The following is a 13271-nucleotide window of genomic DNA, read 5'->3' as shown; positions in this document are numbered from 1 at the left end:
GCTCCGTTTGAGATGTCAGTGGGATTGCGGGACGGGTTCGACGGGCGCGGTCTGCGCGCGCGACAATAGCAGGGTCAGGACCGCCGAGAGAACGAGCAGGCCGCTGACGAAATAGAGTCCGCCGACAAAACTGCCGGTCTGGTCCTTGATCCAGCCGATCATGGCCGGACCGACGAAGCCGCCGAGATTGCCGATCGAGTTGATGGTGGCGATTCCTGCCGCGGCCGCGGGGCCGGACAGGAACAGCGTCGGCATGCTCCACAGCGGCGGTTTTGCGGAAGAGATGCCGATGTTCACCAGCGTCAGCACGACCAGCACAGCGACGACGCCGGTCGCAAGGCCGGCATAGGCGAGCCCCACGGCCGCGAGCAGGCAGGCGAGCACGACGTGCCAGGTGCGCTCGCCGGTGCGGTCCGAATGCCGCGCCCACAGCACCATGGCGACGACGGCGGCGGTTGCCGGCAGTGCATTGAGGAAGCCGACCTGGAGCGTGGACAGGCCGAACTGCTTGATGATCTGCGGCGCCCAGACGCCGAGCGTGTAGAGGCCTGCCGAGGTGCCGAAATAGATGAGCGCGAGCGCCAGCACGCGCGGATCGGCGAGCCCGCGCCAGATGCTGTGGCTCGCGGTCGCGGCCTTGCTCGTGGTTTCCGCATTCATGACGTCGACCAGCCATCGCCGCTCGTCGTCCGCGAGCCATTTTGCCTTTTCCGGGCGGTCGGTGAGGAATGCCAGCACAACGAAGCCAAGCAGCACGGCCGGCAGTGCCTCTAGCACGAACAGCCATTGCCAGCCCTTGAAGCCGAACAGGCCATCCATTTCCAGCAGCGCGCCGGAGACGGGCGATCCGAGTACGGTCGACAGCGGCGCCGCCGCCATGAACAGCGCGGTCACCGCGGCGCGCTGGCGCGCCGGGAACCAGTAGGAGAGGTAGAGGATGATGCCGGGAAAGAAGCCGGCTTCGGCGACACCAAGCAGGAAGCGCAGCACGTAGAAGCTGGTCGCGCCTTGCACGAACGCCATCGCCGCCGACACGAGGCCCCAGGTGATCATCACCCGCGCGATCCAGATCCGCGCGCCGACCTTGTGCAGGATGATGTTGGACGGCACCTCGAACAGGAAATAGCCCCAGAAGAAGATGCCGGCGCCGAAGCCGTAGACGGTGGGCGACAGGCCGATGTCCTTGTTCATCGTCAGCGAGGCGAAGCCGATATTGACGCGGTCGATAAAGGCCACGAAGTACAGCAGCATGATGAAGGGAACGATGCGCCAGGTGATCTTGCGCAGCACGCGCGTCTGAATCTCGCTCGCCACCCTGGCCTCCTCGAGTTCCGGTTTGTTGTTGTATCGGCAGACCCCCGGAGGTCCACGCCGGCAACGAGCCTAGGCGGGGGAAGGAGGCATACTCAATTGGCGCTGGTTTATACAAAAAAATGATATAATCCTCGCCTGGCGAGACGAGAGGACCTTGGATGGAATTGCATCAGTTGCGATGCTTCGTGGCGGCGGCCGAGCAGCTGCATTTCGGCCATGCGGCGCAGCAGCTCCAGATGCTGCCCTCCGCGCTCGGCCGGCAGATCAGGCTATTGGAAGAAGATCTGGGAACGCGGCTGTTCGCACGGACCACGCGCGCGGTGTCGCTGACGGAAGACGGCACGACGCTGCTGCGCGATGCCCGCGCCATCCTCGCCCGGGTCGAGGCGGTCGAGAATAATCTGCGCAACCGCTCGCGTGCCGGCGCCGCGCGGCGGCTGCGGGTCGGCGCCATCGACAGCGCGGCGGCGGGATTGCTGCCGCCGCTCTTGCGCGATTTCCGCGACAAGCATCCTGAGATCGCGGTGCAGCTGCTCGAAGACAAGACCGTCCGGCTGCTGCCGAAGATTTTGACCGGCGCGCTGGATCTCGCCTTCGTCCGCCCGCCCGACAGCGCGGACAAGCGGCTCGAATTCCGCGATCTGCTTCAGGAGACCGCGATCGTGGCGTTTCCGCAGCGCCATGCGTTGGCCGATCGCAAGTCGATCTCGCTGGCGCAGATCGCTGACGAGGCGATGCTGGTGCCGGACCGCCGCTCGCGGCCGCACAGCCATGACCTCACGATCAAGCTGTTCGAGCAGGCCGGGCTGACGCCGCGCATCGTGCAGGTCGCCGACGAGAAGCAGACCATCATCCATCTGGTGGCAACGAAGCTCGGTGTTGCGATCGTGCCGCGCTGGACCACGCGGATGGCGGTATCAGGCGTGCGCTTCGTGCCGCTGCGGCCGAAGCAGAGCGGCCCCATCGGCCGGCTGCCGCTTGCCGCCGCATGGCTGCGCGGTTCGCGCGATCCGGCCCGCGATGCCATGCTGGCGGTGCTGGAGGCGCGCCTGCGCAGCTATGCGCGGGAGGCGTGAGCGGCTATGACATGGGCCTGGCGAGAAGGTGGGATGCGATGACAGGACAGAAGGCTTCGAACGAATTGCGGGTTGCCATCGCAGGCCTGGGCTCGATCGGCACCAAGATCGCGTCGGCGCTCGATCAGGGTATCGAGGGCTTGACCCTGTCGGCTGTCGCGGTGCGTAGTCCCGCAAAGCATCAGGCCTTTATCGACGGTCTGCGCCGTCCGCCGCAAATCGTGCCGATCGAGCAGCTCGGCGAAGTCGCCGACATCGTGGTCGAATGCGCGCCGAGCAGCCAGTTGCGCGCGATCGTCGAGCCCGCGGTGAAACGCGGCAGGGCCGCGGTCGTCGTCAGCGTCGGCGGACTGCTCGACAATTTTGATCTCGTCGATCTCGCCCGCGCCAATGGCGGCCGGATCATCGTGCCGACCGGAGCGCTGATCGGGCTCGACGCCGTCAACGCCGCCGCAATCGGCAATATTCATTCGGTGAAGATGGTGACGCGCAAGCCGATCGACGGTCTGAAGGGCGCGCCCTTCATCGTCGAAAACAACATCGATATCGACAATCTGCGCGAGCCGCTCAAGCTGTTCGAGGGCACCGCGCGTGAAGCCGCAAAGGGCTTTCCGGCCAATCTCAACGTCGCGGTCGCGCTGTCGCTCGCGGGCGTCGGACCCGACCGCACCTCCGTGCAGATCTGGGCCGATCCGACCGTGACGCGCAACGTTCACCGCATCGAGGTCGAGGCGGATTCGGCGCGCTTCTCGATGTCGATCGAGAACATCCCGTCGGAGAATCCCAAGACGGGCCTGATCACGGCGCTCTCCGTGATCGCGCTGCTACGCAAGCAGCGCGCCACGCTTTGTGTCGGGACGTAACCTCTACGCGCCCGTGACGCGCCAGATCACGTTGCCGACGTCGTCGGCCATCAGCAGCGACTTCTTGTCGGGGCCGATCACGACGCCAACCGGGCGGCCGTAGGATTCCTTCTCGTCCGGGGACAGGAAGCCCGACAGGATGTCGCGACCGGGGCCGGAAGGCTTGCCGTTCTCGAACGGGATGAACACCAGTTTGTAGCCGGACAGCGTGCTGCGATTCCACGAGCCGTGCTGGCCGATCACCATGCCGTCCGGAAAGCCCGGCAGCGTGCCGGCGGGCATCCAGCACAGGCCGAGCGAAGCGGTGTGGCCGCCGAGCGCATAGTCCGGTTGAAGCGCCTTGGCGACCATCGCGGGATCCTGCGGCACGCGATCGTCGACCGTCTTGCCCCAGTAGCAATAGGGCCAGCCGTAGAAGCCGCCGTCGCGCACCGAGGTGAGATAGTCCGGCGGCGTCTCGTCGCCGAGCCCGTCGCGCTCGTTGACGACGGTCCAGAGCACGTTCGTATTGGGCTCCCACGCGAGTCCAACCGGGTTGCGCAGTCCCGCACCAAAAATGCGATGCGTGCCGGCGGCGAGATCGAGCTCATAGACCGCGGCGCGGCCTTCCTCGACCTCCATGCCCATCTCGGCGATGTTGCTCAGCGAGCCGACGCCGGCATAGAGCTTCTTGCCGTCGGAGCTTGCGAGCAGGCTGCGCGTCCAGTGGCCGCTCGGCTTGAACGTCGTGAGCCGCTTGCCCGGCGCGGTGATGCGGTCGGCATTGGCGACATAGGGGAAGGCCATCACGCCGTCGGTGTTGCCGACATAGAATGTGCTGCCGACCAGCGCCATGCCGAAGGGCTGGCTGAGGTTCTCCATGAAGGCGCCGCGCACTTCGGCGACGCCGTCGCCGTCCTTGTCGCGCAGCAGCGTGATGCGGTTGGCGCTGACGCCGAGCGCTGCGGCGCGCCGCATCGTCGCCTGCATCGCATAGTGAAACACCGACCTCGGCGCGCCCGCAATCTGCGTCGCCTCCGCGATCAGCACGTCGCCATTCGGCAGCACCTCGATCCAGCGCGGATGGTCGAGCCCGGCCGCGAATGCATTGACCTTGAGCCCGGGGGCGACCGTCGGCTTCTGGCCCTCGCTCCAGCCCCTGGCCGTCGGCATCTTCAAGGTCGGCAGCGCCCCCTGTGGCTTCGCTTCGGGAATCGCCGGCGCCTGGCCCCAGGCCGGCGCGGGCGCGGTGCCCGACAGCCGCCGCCATTGCAGCGCGGCACCGCCGATCAGCGCGACGAACTGCGCGAAGATGCTGGAAAAGGTCATGGAAATCCCCTGTTGAACGTACGGCACAGTCCAACGACGGATCGCCCAAAGCCCCGCGCGGGCTCAGACCTTATCGTCGACCTCTCCAGATCCACGATGGGATGTCGTTGTGCCTTTTTGCGCGCGCATCCAACTGGGTAGCGGCAAAAAGGTCAACCGTTACGGAACTCGACCAGCGCCTATTCCCGAGGAATGGCAGCCGACCAAATTTGCATGGAGAGGAAAGTCAGCGGCCGATGTGCCAGTCCAGCCGCCGGCGCGAGCCTCTGCTGCTACGCTAGGCACGCCCAAAGAACTGACTGATTTTCGGTGCCATTGCCCGCCGCGCGCCGTCACGACATCTCCAGGCATGCAACGGTTTAACGATCCGTTAATCACAGTTATTCATGATACTGCCCGTGTATGTGTGTTCGCGACGAGCTTGATCTGCATGGCGCAGCGTGGTTCCAGAGCTCCAGTTGGAGGGGATGAGGGCGTCCTGAGCTTTCCCTCACCGCTGGCACCAGACAAGGGAGCAACAGCTCTCGATCTGGTATATCAAGCGGCCGATGTCTTCCGCGATATGGAGAAGCACGCCCGCGAGACCGAAGCGCGTGCCCAATCATTTTGCACGAGCGCCATAGAAAGATTGCGGCTGGCCGAAGGGCGAGCGGAGGCCGCCGAGCGGGCACAGCGTGAACTCACCGTAACCACCCAACGTAAGCTGCAAGATGCTTGCCGAGCGCTGGAGCAAGCCCAGTGCTGCATTGAAGCTCAGAAGGATAAGTTGACGGCCGTAGAGCTTCGCGCCGAAGTTGCGGAAGCCGAAGCGCGACAAGCCAAGGAAGCGCTCGCGCTCGTCGAAGAGGCCATTCGCAAGCGTCTGCTTTGCGCAAATCCGCATGACGATGGCAGGTTGGCAGCGGTAGCCTGATCAATTGCGACTGCAATGGCTCACTGGGTGCTACCGCGCGGGCAGGCGCGGAGCGGGCGAACTCACCCTGCTGTGAGCCTGGCGGTAGCCACCGCCTTCAGCATTTGAAATCGGGCGGGATGGGGTTCGACCCAAATAGGGCCGGTGCAGCCTGAGAGGCTCATTTTACTTACGGGACAACACCCCGCGTTACCCGCGCGCGCCAATTCCAATGACAGAGCCAAACGATAACGAACCATTAACCATGTTGGGCTATCTGGAGAATTGGGCATTCGGGGCGCGTGTGCTGGCTTGCGGGCCAGCCGGTAGCGTAGGCGTGGACCCATGGCCCTTGACCCGGAAGAACTCGTCACCCTGACAGATCACGGCTCGATGAAACTGCGCGCGGCAGTATCGCGCGCGATGACGTTGCCACCCAAGGAACGCAAGCGGACGACAATCGTCCGCGAGGGTGAACCGGCGATCCTGCATTTCGAGCAGATCAAAAACCTTGCGGCGCGGTGGAACGAACGGCTCGCGCCAATCGACTGACTAGTTTCGCTGTGCTGGTGTCAATCGCGCCCCGAGCCCCCAAAAGAGGCGGCCCGTGCACGGCCTCGTCGACCCTCGGTAAGCATGAGTTTGATGCCGGTCGCCGCATGCGGATTACCGTTCGTTGCGACCTGCGTCCGCGAAGGCCGCCGAGATTTCTCGCAATGAGCGCCGACCGCCCTTGGGCCGCACCCGCACGACTCATGGCTTCCGCTGCCCCGTTAAGATTTCATTAACCCTACTGGAGCAAGTCTTTTGGCCGGGCTGGGCGGATCATTCGCAAGGAAAATCCCATGCCAAATCTGGAAGAGGCAATTCGCGAGCGCGCCTACCACCTCTGGGTCGCCGATGGGCAACCCGACGGAAAGGCGGAAGTCCATTGGATGCATGCTCAATACGAAATTCTCGAGACGTCAGTTGCAAGCCCTGCTGTGGCTGACATCGTAGTGACAAAACCCGCCAGAAGGGTGCGATCCCCGAAAAAGCAAAACTCGCGCTAACGGGTCCAGCGCGAGGACGTGCGCCATTCGCAATTCGGTCGGCGGGCTGCCGGTCGTCGTTAGAAATGACATCCAACGATGCGGGAATTGGCAGCCTCGCTAACCCAAATTTCTTCGAGAGGAACAGACAACAACACCTAGACTATTCGTCGGGTCGGCAGTTCAATTGGCATTGGTTGATCGAGTCGGTTTCTCGCACCATCCAGCGCCGAGAGCGACGAGCGCCGACGTGACCAGAGCCAATGGCAACCAGTGTCCGACGGGACCAGCGTCCATAAGGCCAGCGTCAAAGAGGCCAGGGTCCAGAAGGCCAGCGTAGAGCGAGCATCAACCCTGCAAGCAGCCCGCCAAGTCTGCTCGCAGCCCAACTTGGCAAGACACGGCAAGGCCTTTGCCAGCGAAGAGCCTTTGAGGCTTTTGGGACCATCGGTTACTCCGATGGTCCCTTTTCATTGTGGTGCCATTGGCGCGAGACATCGGGCGGCTGTTGCTTCCGCGTTCACCATGCAATCGAGCGAGGAACGCTATTTGATCGTCGCGTGCACAGTGATTGCCGACGTGCCAGAAGCTGTCGGTCCCTGACCCGTCGCTTTGATGGCAAAGGTATCGCTACCCTTATATTTGGCCTTCGCCTTGTATTCGAACGTAGACAGGTTGACCCTTTTCAGCTTGCCGTGTGACGGCTTTTGACAGATGTCCGAGCCACTCACCGTGCCGCGTATCTTGATTGGAAATTGGCAACTTCCTCCGGACGTGAGGTCAATGTCGGCCGTCGAGTTCTCGCCCCAATCCGCTAGTGTGCCTGAGATTGAGCATTCAGAAACGGCCGCCGCCCGAGATACAGACAGTAGGCTTGGACAAGCTAGCGATGAGCGCCAACGCGGCGACCTTTGACAACTGCATAATAGGCTTCTCCGTAGCGTTGTCAGTTTACGGACTTCACTCCTCTGGCACCACGGCTAGGGCTAGGCGCATGCCCTCGCAGACCCGCTCTCGTCCTGCGAGATATTTCGTATCGTCGCTTGCTTGGCTGACAAGCAAGCGACTGATGGTAAAACTTGGATCGAGCGCAAGTCCGACACTAGCAGTAACGTCGTGCAGAGAAAGCGGAACGCAGCGACCGCGCCTTCAGGACGCTCACCGCGGCGATAGGAACGGAATGATCATCGGCACGCGGCGGCAATAGGCGCCGTAGGCGTCTTCGCCGAGCTCCTTGGACAGAAACACCTCTTCCATCCGGCCCTTCTGCCACATGCCGAGCGAGATCAGGATGGCGCCGAGGATCGTCGTTACGAGGCCGATCGCGATGCCGGTGACGAGCATGCCTGCAATCAGTCCCGTGTAGATCGGGTGACGCACGATGCCGTAGGGGCCAGTGTCGATAACGCGGTGGTCTTCCTTGTGGGTGATGGTGTTGGACCAGAATTTTCCGAGATGCAGCCGGCCCCACCAGGCGAAGGCGATGCCGGCGGCCGAGAGGACCGCGGCGATGTAGATGCCGGTGTTGCCGAGCACCCAGAGCGGCTTCCAGCCCAGGACCTGTGCAACCCACGGCGTGTACAGGATTCCGCCGACCAGGATCGGCAGGCGATAGCGCTGCGACTCCAGCGTCATGACCTGCTTCTGGGTGCGGCCCTGCCAGAACGAGGCGCCGACCCAGCTGGCGAGAAAGGCGAGCCAGATCAAGGCCAGGAGTTCGGTCGGCCAGGTCGTGGTCCAGCCACCCCAGGCCACGGAGAGAAGCTTGCTGAAATCGAAGGACATGAAGGTTCTTTGCGTTTGGGCGGAGGCCTTAGCTCGCGCGCGAGGAAAGCGCGTGATGCTCGATGGCGCCGGAGGGCCGCTGGCCGTTGCGGGCGAGCAGATGGGTGATGGTTTCGCGCAAGACCGGTTCGATCGGGCGCGGCGCGTAGCCGAGCTCGGTGCGCGCCTTGCCGATCGAGAGGTCGCTCGCGGCAAGCGCGATGCGCACGCCCTCGGCGGTGCCGTTGGGCGGCCGGCGCGTGATGCGATCGGAGATGGATTCGAGCATGATCGCGGAGAGCTCGGCGATCTTGCCGGGCACGACGACCGGGAACTGCCGGCGGCCGCTCATCGCCGACATCATCCGCAGGATGTTGCCGAGCGGGACGCAGTCGCCGCCGAGGATGTAGCGCTGGCCGATGCGGCCGCGCTCCATGGTCAGCACAAGGCCCATCGCGACGTCGCGGACATCGACGAGATTGACCAGGAAGTTGAGATGCGGCTGCACCTTCTTCTGGAGGAAGTACCACAGCATTGCGGTCGGCGGCGTCAGGTTGTGGTCGGCGGCGCCGATCGGCATGGTCGGCGTGCCGATCACGAGCGGAAAGCCCGCGGCCGCCGCCTTCGCGGCGTGGTGCTCGGCGAGCGACTTCGACCGCGTATAGGCGCCGGGCATCGCATCGGCCGGCTGCAGCGCCTCTTCGGCGGCAACGCCGTTGAGGTCGGAATAGGGGAATAGGATCGATTCCGTCGAACAGTGCAGGAAGCGCGACACGCCGCGCTTCATCGCCGCGGCAAGCACGATTTCGGTGCCGCGGCAATTGACGTCGTGGAAGTCCTGCTTGTTGGCGACCCACATGCCGGGCAGGCCGGCGAGGTGATAGACCTGATCGACACCGGCGATCGCGGCCTCGACCGCGGTACCGTCCAGCACCGAGCCGTGGATGTGTTCAACGTCCGCGTTCGCTGCGGCCGGCGCACGGACATCGAGAACGCGTACCCGCTGCCCACGGGCGCGGAGCGCTTCTACAAGATGATGTCCGATGAAGCCGCTGCCACCGGTAACCAGTACGAGAGCCATGCAGAAGGTTTGCTGTTTCGCTTCTAGAGCTATCGGGTTGAAAGGGAATTGGTCGGAAGAGGCGCCAAAATCGCGGCAAGGTCGCGACGGAAGCCCAATGCAATGAATAATTTCGCCATGACAAACATCGGTCCAAGCAGGAAATGCGCGGGGTGGTCGACCATCGACGGCTGCCGTTCCTCGAAAACCCTGTGGCCCACGATCTGCGCCGCGACGCCAAATCCGATCAGCACCGCAAAAATCGACCACATCATGACGATCGAGGCCTGATTGCCGATTGCGGTTGCGACCGAAAGCAGCACGGTCATCGCGGCAAGGATGCCGAGTCCAATCCCGGCGTCCAGCATCAGCCAGTAAACCAGCACCGGCAGGGCCGCAACCACGGCCAGGCTCACCTCGATCCCGAAGATGGGAAAACGCACGAGGGTGAGCGGCAGCACGGCGCCGGTGAAGAGCAGGAGGATTCCGACCACGTGCATCGCGCAGTTCCAGGGATCGCGATGATATTCGACGTAATCGGCCAGTTGGCGTTGAAAATAACCAGCCATCTCGGTCTCGTGCAGCATGGGGTCGGGGAAGGGCGAGAACTGGCTATAGCACCTGATAGGGCAGTGCACAAACCGGCTCGCGTGTCGCGCAAAGCATGGCTGTTGCGCTTTCGACAGGCCGCAAAACGGTCGGAACTTCAAAGAGTTCCGTCAGGGGAAGCGATCTCGCTCAGCGCTTCTTGGCGGGCTTTTTCGCCGCAGGCCCGGGCGCCGCAGCTGGATGCGCAGGCGCCTCCTCCGGCACCTTGGCATAGGTCAGGATTTGCAACTGACCGTTGACCGTCGAGGTCGGCTTGGCCCGGTCGAGAAACTGCTCCTCGCCAAGGCCGATCGGATGCAGCCGCTTGGTCGAGATCTTGAAGGTGTTCACCAGGACGTCGCGGATCGCATCGGCGCGTCGCTGGCTCAGGATCGCATTGGCCTCGCGCGTCTTCACATTGGATTCGACATGGCCGACGATCAGGAACGTGTACGGCAGCAGCGAGGAGTTAACCAGCGCGTCCGCGATGCGGCCGACGGTCTGGTAGGACGCGGGCTGGATGATCGGCGTGTCGGCGTCGAACTGGATCTGCGCGTTGAAGGCGGGCAGGTTGGCGAGGTCAGGCGCGATCAGCGGGCGGTTCACTGGACCCGGATCGTTCTTGATCCTGGCCTTGGCGCGCTCCATCACCTGCTGCTTCAGCGCGGGAAGGTCGACCTCGGCGGCCTGTTCGAAATGGTTCAGCTTGCCGACGATGTCGTCACGGGTCGGCGCCGCCGTCTGCGCGCTTGCTGCGCCCGCGAGCAGGGCCAGGACCACGACCAGCGTGATGGCGATTCCGTTCGCGCGCATCACCGATACCCCGCGTCGTCGACGGCCTTCAGGCAGTTGTTGCTGATGCCCTTGGGCGTCGAGACCAGACAGGGGATCGACTTGCTGGTCTCCTTGGTCGAGCCGCCGCAGACCTTGACGATCTCGCGCTGGCAGGCGTTCGCCACCGTGACGCGCGCGGCGACGCGCTTCTGGATGGCATCGAAGGCGCCGAGATAGTCGCTCTGGCATTGCTGGGAGAGCACGTCGCGGTTCCGGGACAGGCACTCCTTCAGCCGGGTCGAGTCCGGGTTGACGCCGCGGCAATTGGCGACGATTTCCGCACCGCAACTCTTGGCCAGGAGCCCGATCGAATCGCCAAAGCTCATGGTCTCCGCCGCCGCTAGCGACGGCATCCCCAATGCCAGCAAGATCAGTGTGATGGAGCCCCGAACCATGGGCGCATCTGATACGGGGAAGTTCGCGGTGGTCAAGGGGCGTTCGGGCGAGAACTGTCGAACGTCCGGCCAGTGCGGCGAACAGTCCTCACTCGGCCTCAGGGAGGGGCGGCCATTCGATCAGGGCGACCGTGTGTTTCCTGAGGTCGTCGGCCACATCAGGATCGGCCTTGAGCTCGTCCAATGTCCTTGGCGGGGGAAGCTGGCGGCCGTCCGAGCTCAGCTCCTGCGCATAAAATGCGAGCGCCTCGGGCGCACTCTCCAGGGCCTCGTCGACGTCGTCGCCGCCGGAAATGCAGCCCGGCAGGTCGGGAAACCACAAGCTGACGGTGTCGGGGTCTGTGGCCTCGATGATGGCGACGTACCGAGGCATATCAGGCCTCACGCCCGCTGCACGAAGCTGTCCACGACCTTCTTCTCGCCAGCCTTGTCGAAGGCGATGGTGAGCTTGTTGCCATCGATCTTGGTGACGCGGCCGTAGCCGAATTTCTGGTGGAAGACGCGGTCGGAGAGGGAAAATTCCGAGGTCGTGCCGGTGGATTTGGCGACCAGCTCGCCCTCGATCGTCATCGGCCCGCGGCGGCGTGAGGAGAAGCTGCCGAAATCCGGGCCGGATGAGGAGGAGAACGACGAGGCCTGTTCCTCGAAGCCGCCTTGGCCGCCGCCACTGCGGCCGCCGCCCCGGTTCCGGTTGGCCTGGGCGCGCTGCCAGCCCGGGGTCGAATAGGTTGAGCCGAACGCCTCCATGTCGTCGAAACGCGAGGCGCCGTAGCCGCCGGTGCCGCCCCAGGCCGAGCCGCCCTTGGATTCCGTGATCTCGACATTGGCGGACGGCAATTCGTCGAGGAAGCGCGACGGGATCGTGGTCGACCAGGTGCCATGGATCCGGCGGTTGGTCGCAAAATAGATCTTTGCGCGGCGCCTCGCGCGGGTCAGGCCGACATGGCCGAGCCGGCGCTCTTCCTCGAGGCCGGCACGGCCCTGTTCGTCCAGCGTGCGCTGGCTCGGGAACAGGCCTTCCTCCCAGCCGGGCAGGAACACGTTGTCGAATTCGAGGCCCTTGGCCGAATGCAGCGTCATCAGCGACACCGCGTCTTCCTCGGCGCCGCCGTCGCGGTCCATCACCAGCGAGATGTGCTCCAAAAACCCTTGCAGGTTCTCGAACTCCTCCATCGAGCGCACCAGCTCCTTCAGGTTCTCCAGCCGGCCCGCGGCATCCGCCGAGCGGTCCTTCTGCCACATCTCGGTATAGCCGCTCTCGTCGAGCACGATCTGGGCGAGATCGGTGTGCGCGGTGACCTCGCGCTGGGCACGCCAGCGGTCGAACTGCGCGACGACGTCGCGCAAGCTTCCGCGCGCCTTCGGCTTCAGCTCGTCGGTCTCGACCACCGCGCGCGCCGCCTCGAACAGCGGGATGCGGCGCTTGCGGGCGTGGTCGTGCAGCATCTGCACGGTGGCGTCGCCGAGGCCGCGCTTGGGCACATTGACGATGCGCTCGAAGGCGAGATCGTCGGCCGGCGAATTGATGACGCGCAGATAAGCCAGCGCGTCGCGGATTTCGGCGCGCTCGTAGAAGCGCGGGCCGCCGATCACGCGGTAGGGCAGGCCGAGCGTGACGAAACGGTCTTCGAATTCGCGCATCTGGTAGGAGGCGCGCACCAGGATCGCGATCTCGTTGAGCTTGTCGCCCTGGCGCTGGATCTGCTCGATCTCCTCGCCGATGCCGCGGGCTTCCTCTTCCGAATCCCACGAGCCGGTGACGGTGACCTTCTCGCCGTCATGGTCCTCGGTGCGCAGTGTCTTGCCGAGCCGGCCTTCGTTGTGCGCGATCAGGTGCGAGGCGGCGGCGAGGATGTGGCCGGTCGAGCGGTAATTGCGCTCGAGGCGAATGACCTTGGCGCCGGGGAAATCGTGGTCGAAGCGCAGGATGTTGTCGACCTCAGCGCCGCGCCAGCCATAGATCGACTGGTCGTCGTCGCCGACGCAGCAGATGTTTTTGACGTGGCGTTTCTGCTCCTTCTCCCCGCTTGCGGGGAGAAGGTCGGGATGAGGGGGAGTCTCCACGAGCGCGGTGCTCGGAGAGGGGGGGGGGGGGGGGGGGGGGGGGGGGGGGGGGGGGGGGGGGGGGGGGGGGGGGGGGGGGGGG

At 64.4% G+C, this 13271-nt stretch carries 13 protein-coding genes and 1 pseudogene; 5 read left to right on the top strand and 9 right to left on the bottom strand.

The window, feature by feature from the left end; genetic code table 11:
* Positions 1-15: 15 nt before the first annotated feature.
* Positions 16-1314 (bottom strand): MFS transporter, encoded by a 1299-nt coding sequence (locus AC1DW2_RS32600; protein ID WP_477008003.1) that lies wholly within the window; start codon positions 1312-1314, stop codon positions 16-18.
* 158 nt (positions 1315-1472) lie between these two features.
* Here AC1DW2_RS32600 and AC1DW2_RS32595 point away from each other — a divergent pair, with 158 nt between their 5' ends.
* The gene (locus tag AC1DW2_RS32595; RefSeq protein ID WP_477008002.1) at positions 1473-2390 is read left to right on the top strand and encodes a LysR family transcriptional regulator; all 918 of its coding nucleotides are present in this window, start codon (positions 1473-1475) and stop codon (positions 2388-2390) included.
* A 38-nt stretch (positions 2391-2428) separates the two neighbouring features.
* Entirely contained in the window at positions 2429-3253 is an 825-nt protein-coding gene (locus AC1DW2_RS32590; protein ID WP_477008001.1) for an aspartate dehydrogenase, read from the top strand.
* 3 nt (positions 3254-3256) lie between these two features.
* On the opposite strand, the gene AC1DW2_RS32585 is transcribed toward AC1DW2_RS32590, so the two are convergent.
* Positions 3257-4561: a PQQ-dependent sugar dehydrogenase gene (locus AC1DW2_RS32585; protein ID WP_477008000.1), complete on the bottom strand. Its 1305-nt coding sequence runs from the start codon at positions 4559-4561 to the stop codon at positions 3257-3259.
* A 349-nt stretch (positions 4562-4910) separates the two neighbouring features.
* Between AC1DW2_RS32585 and AC1DW2_RS32580 the strand changes: the two genes are divergently transcribed.
* The 3 genes from AC1DW2_RS32580 to AC1DW2_RS32570 all read left to right on the top strand — a co-directional run bounded on the left by AC1DW2_RS32580 (position 4911) and on the right by AC1DW2_RS32570 (position 6505).
* Complete coding sequence (locus AC1DW2_RS32580) at positions 4911-5474, top strand: hypothetical protein (RefSeq protein WP_477007999.1); 564 nt, start codon at positions 4911-4913, stop codon at positions 5472-5474.
* 324 nt (positions 5475-5798) lie between these two features.
* Positions 5799-6005 carry a hypothetical protein gene (locus AC1DW2_RS32575; protein WP_028147657.1) on the top strand — a complete coding sequence of 69 codons (207 nt, stop codon included), beginning with the start codon at positions 5799-5801 and terminating at the stop codon, positions 6003-6005.
* A 293-nt stretch (positions 6006-6298) separates the two neighbouring features.
* Positions 6299-6505, top strand: coding sequence for a DUF2934 domain-containing protein (locus AC1DW2_RS32570; RefSeq protein ID WP_166101810.1), 207 nt, complete (start codon positions 6299-6301; stop codon positions 6503-6505).
* Between the two features lie 1137 nt (positions 6506-7642).
* Here the strand turns inward: AC1DW2_RS32570 and AC1DW2_RS32565 are convergent.
* The 7 genes and pseudogenes from AC1DW2_RS32565 to AC1DW2_RS32535 all read right to left on the bottom strand — a co-directional run.
* Positions 7643-8269, bottom strand: a complete 627-nt coding sequence (locus AC1DW2_RS32565; protein ID WP_063981571.1) for a methyltransferase family protein — start codon at positions 8267-8269, stop codon at positions 7643-7645.
* Positions 8270-8297: 28 nt separating this feature from the next.
* Positions 8298-9329 (bottom strand): NAD-dependent epimerase/dehydratase family protein, encoded by a 1032-nt coding sequence (locus tag AC1DW2_RS32560; RefSeq protein WP_071910445.1) that lies wholly within the window; start codon positions 9327-9329, stop codon positions 8298-8300.
* Between the two features lie 29 nt (positions 9330-9358).
* The gene (locus tag AC1DW2_RS32555) at positions 9359-9895 is read right to left on the bottom strand and encodes an Mpo1 family 2-hydroxy fatty acid dioxygenase (protein ID WP_166101806.1); all 537 of its coding nucleotides are present in this window, start codon (positions 9893-9895) and stop codon (positions 9359-9361) included.
* Between the two features lie 151 nt (positions 9896-10046).
* The gene (locus AC1DW2_RS32550; protein ID WP_166101803.1) at positions 10047-10709 is read right to left on the bottom strand and encodes an OmpA family protein; all 663 of its coding nucleotides are present in this window, start codon (positions 10707-10709) and stop codon (positions 10047-10049) included.
* Entirely contained in the window at positions 10709-11125 is a 417-nt protein-coding gene (locus AC1DW2_RS32545) for a hypothetical protein (protein ID WP_063921531.1), read from the bottom strand. The genes AC1DW2_RS32550 and AC1DW2_RS32545 overlap by 1 nt, the downstream gene beginning before the upstream one ends.
* 88 nt (positions 11126-11213) lie before the next feature.
* Entirely contained in the window at positions 11214-11498 is a 285-nt protein-coding gene (locus tag AC1DW2_RS32540; RefSeq protein WP_477007998.1) for a type II toxin-antitoxin system HicB family antitoxin, read from the bottom strand.
* Between the two features lie 8 nt (positions 11499-11506).
* Positions 11507-13132 (bottom strand): annotated as a pseudogene (locus AC1DW2_RS32535) (ATP-dependent helicase); the annotation flags it as partial.
* Positions 13133-13271: the final 139 nt, after the last annotated feature.

The sequence above is a fragment of the Bradyrhizobium sp. P3_C3 genome (assembly GCF_056402655.1).
The sequence above is the reverse complement of the archived record's forward strand: the minus strand, read 5'-3'. Positions and strand labels throughout refer to the sequence as shown.

Coding starts and splice junctions, on each gene's coding strand:
- AC1DW2_RS32580 (WP_477007999.1), top strand. CDS start 4,911: ATGCAACGGTTTAACGATCCGTTAATCACAGTTATTCATGATACTGCC.
- AC1DW2_RS32545 (WP_063921531.1), bottom strand. CDS start 11,125: ATGGTTCGGGGCTCCATCACACTGATCTTGCTGGCATTGGGGATGCCG.
- AC1DW2_RS32540 (WP_477007998.1), bottom strand. CDS start 11,498: ATGCCTCGGTACGTCGCCATCATCGAGGCCACAGACCCCGACACCGTC.
- AC1DW2_RS32570 (WP_166101810.1), top strand. CDS start 6,299: ATGCCAAATCTGGAAGAGGCAATTCGCGAGCGCGCCTACCACCTCTGG.
- AC1DW2_RS32595 (WP_477008002.1), top strand. CDS start 1,473: ATGGAATTGCATCAGTTGCGATGCTTCGTGGCGGCGGCCGAGCAGCTG.
- AC1DW2_RS32585 (WP_477008000.1), bottom strand. CDS start 4,561: ATGACCTTTTCCAGCATCTTCGCGCAGTTCGTCGCGCTGATCGGCGGT.
- AC1DW2_RS32590 (WP_477008001.1), top strand. CDS start 2,429: ATGACAGGACAGAAGGCTTCGAACGAATTGCGGGTTGCCATCGCAGGC.
- AC1DW2_RS32560 (WP_071910445.1), bottom strand. CDS start 9,329: ATGGCTCTCGTACTGGTTACCGGTGGCAGCGGCTTCATCGGACATCAT.
- AC1DW2_RS32550 (WP_166101803.1), bottom strand. CDS start 10,709: ATGCGCGCGAACGGAATCGCCATCACGCTGGTCGTGGTCCTGGCCCTG.
- AC1DW2_RS32565 (WP_063981571.1), bottom strand. CDS start 8,269: ATGTCCTTCGATTTCAGCAAGCTTCTCTCCGTGGCCTGGGGTGGCTGG.
- AC1DW2_RS32575 (WP_028147657.1), top strand. CDS start 5,799: ATGGCCCTTGACCCGGAAGAACTCGTCACCCTGACAGATCACGGCTCG.
- AC1DW2_RS32555 (WP_166101806.1), bottom strand. CDS start 9,895: ATGCTGCACGAGACCGAGATGGCTGGTTATTTTCAACGCCAACTGGCC.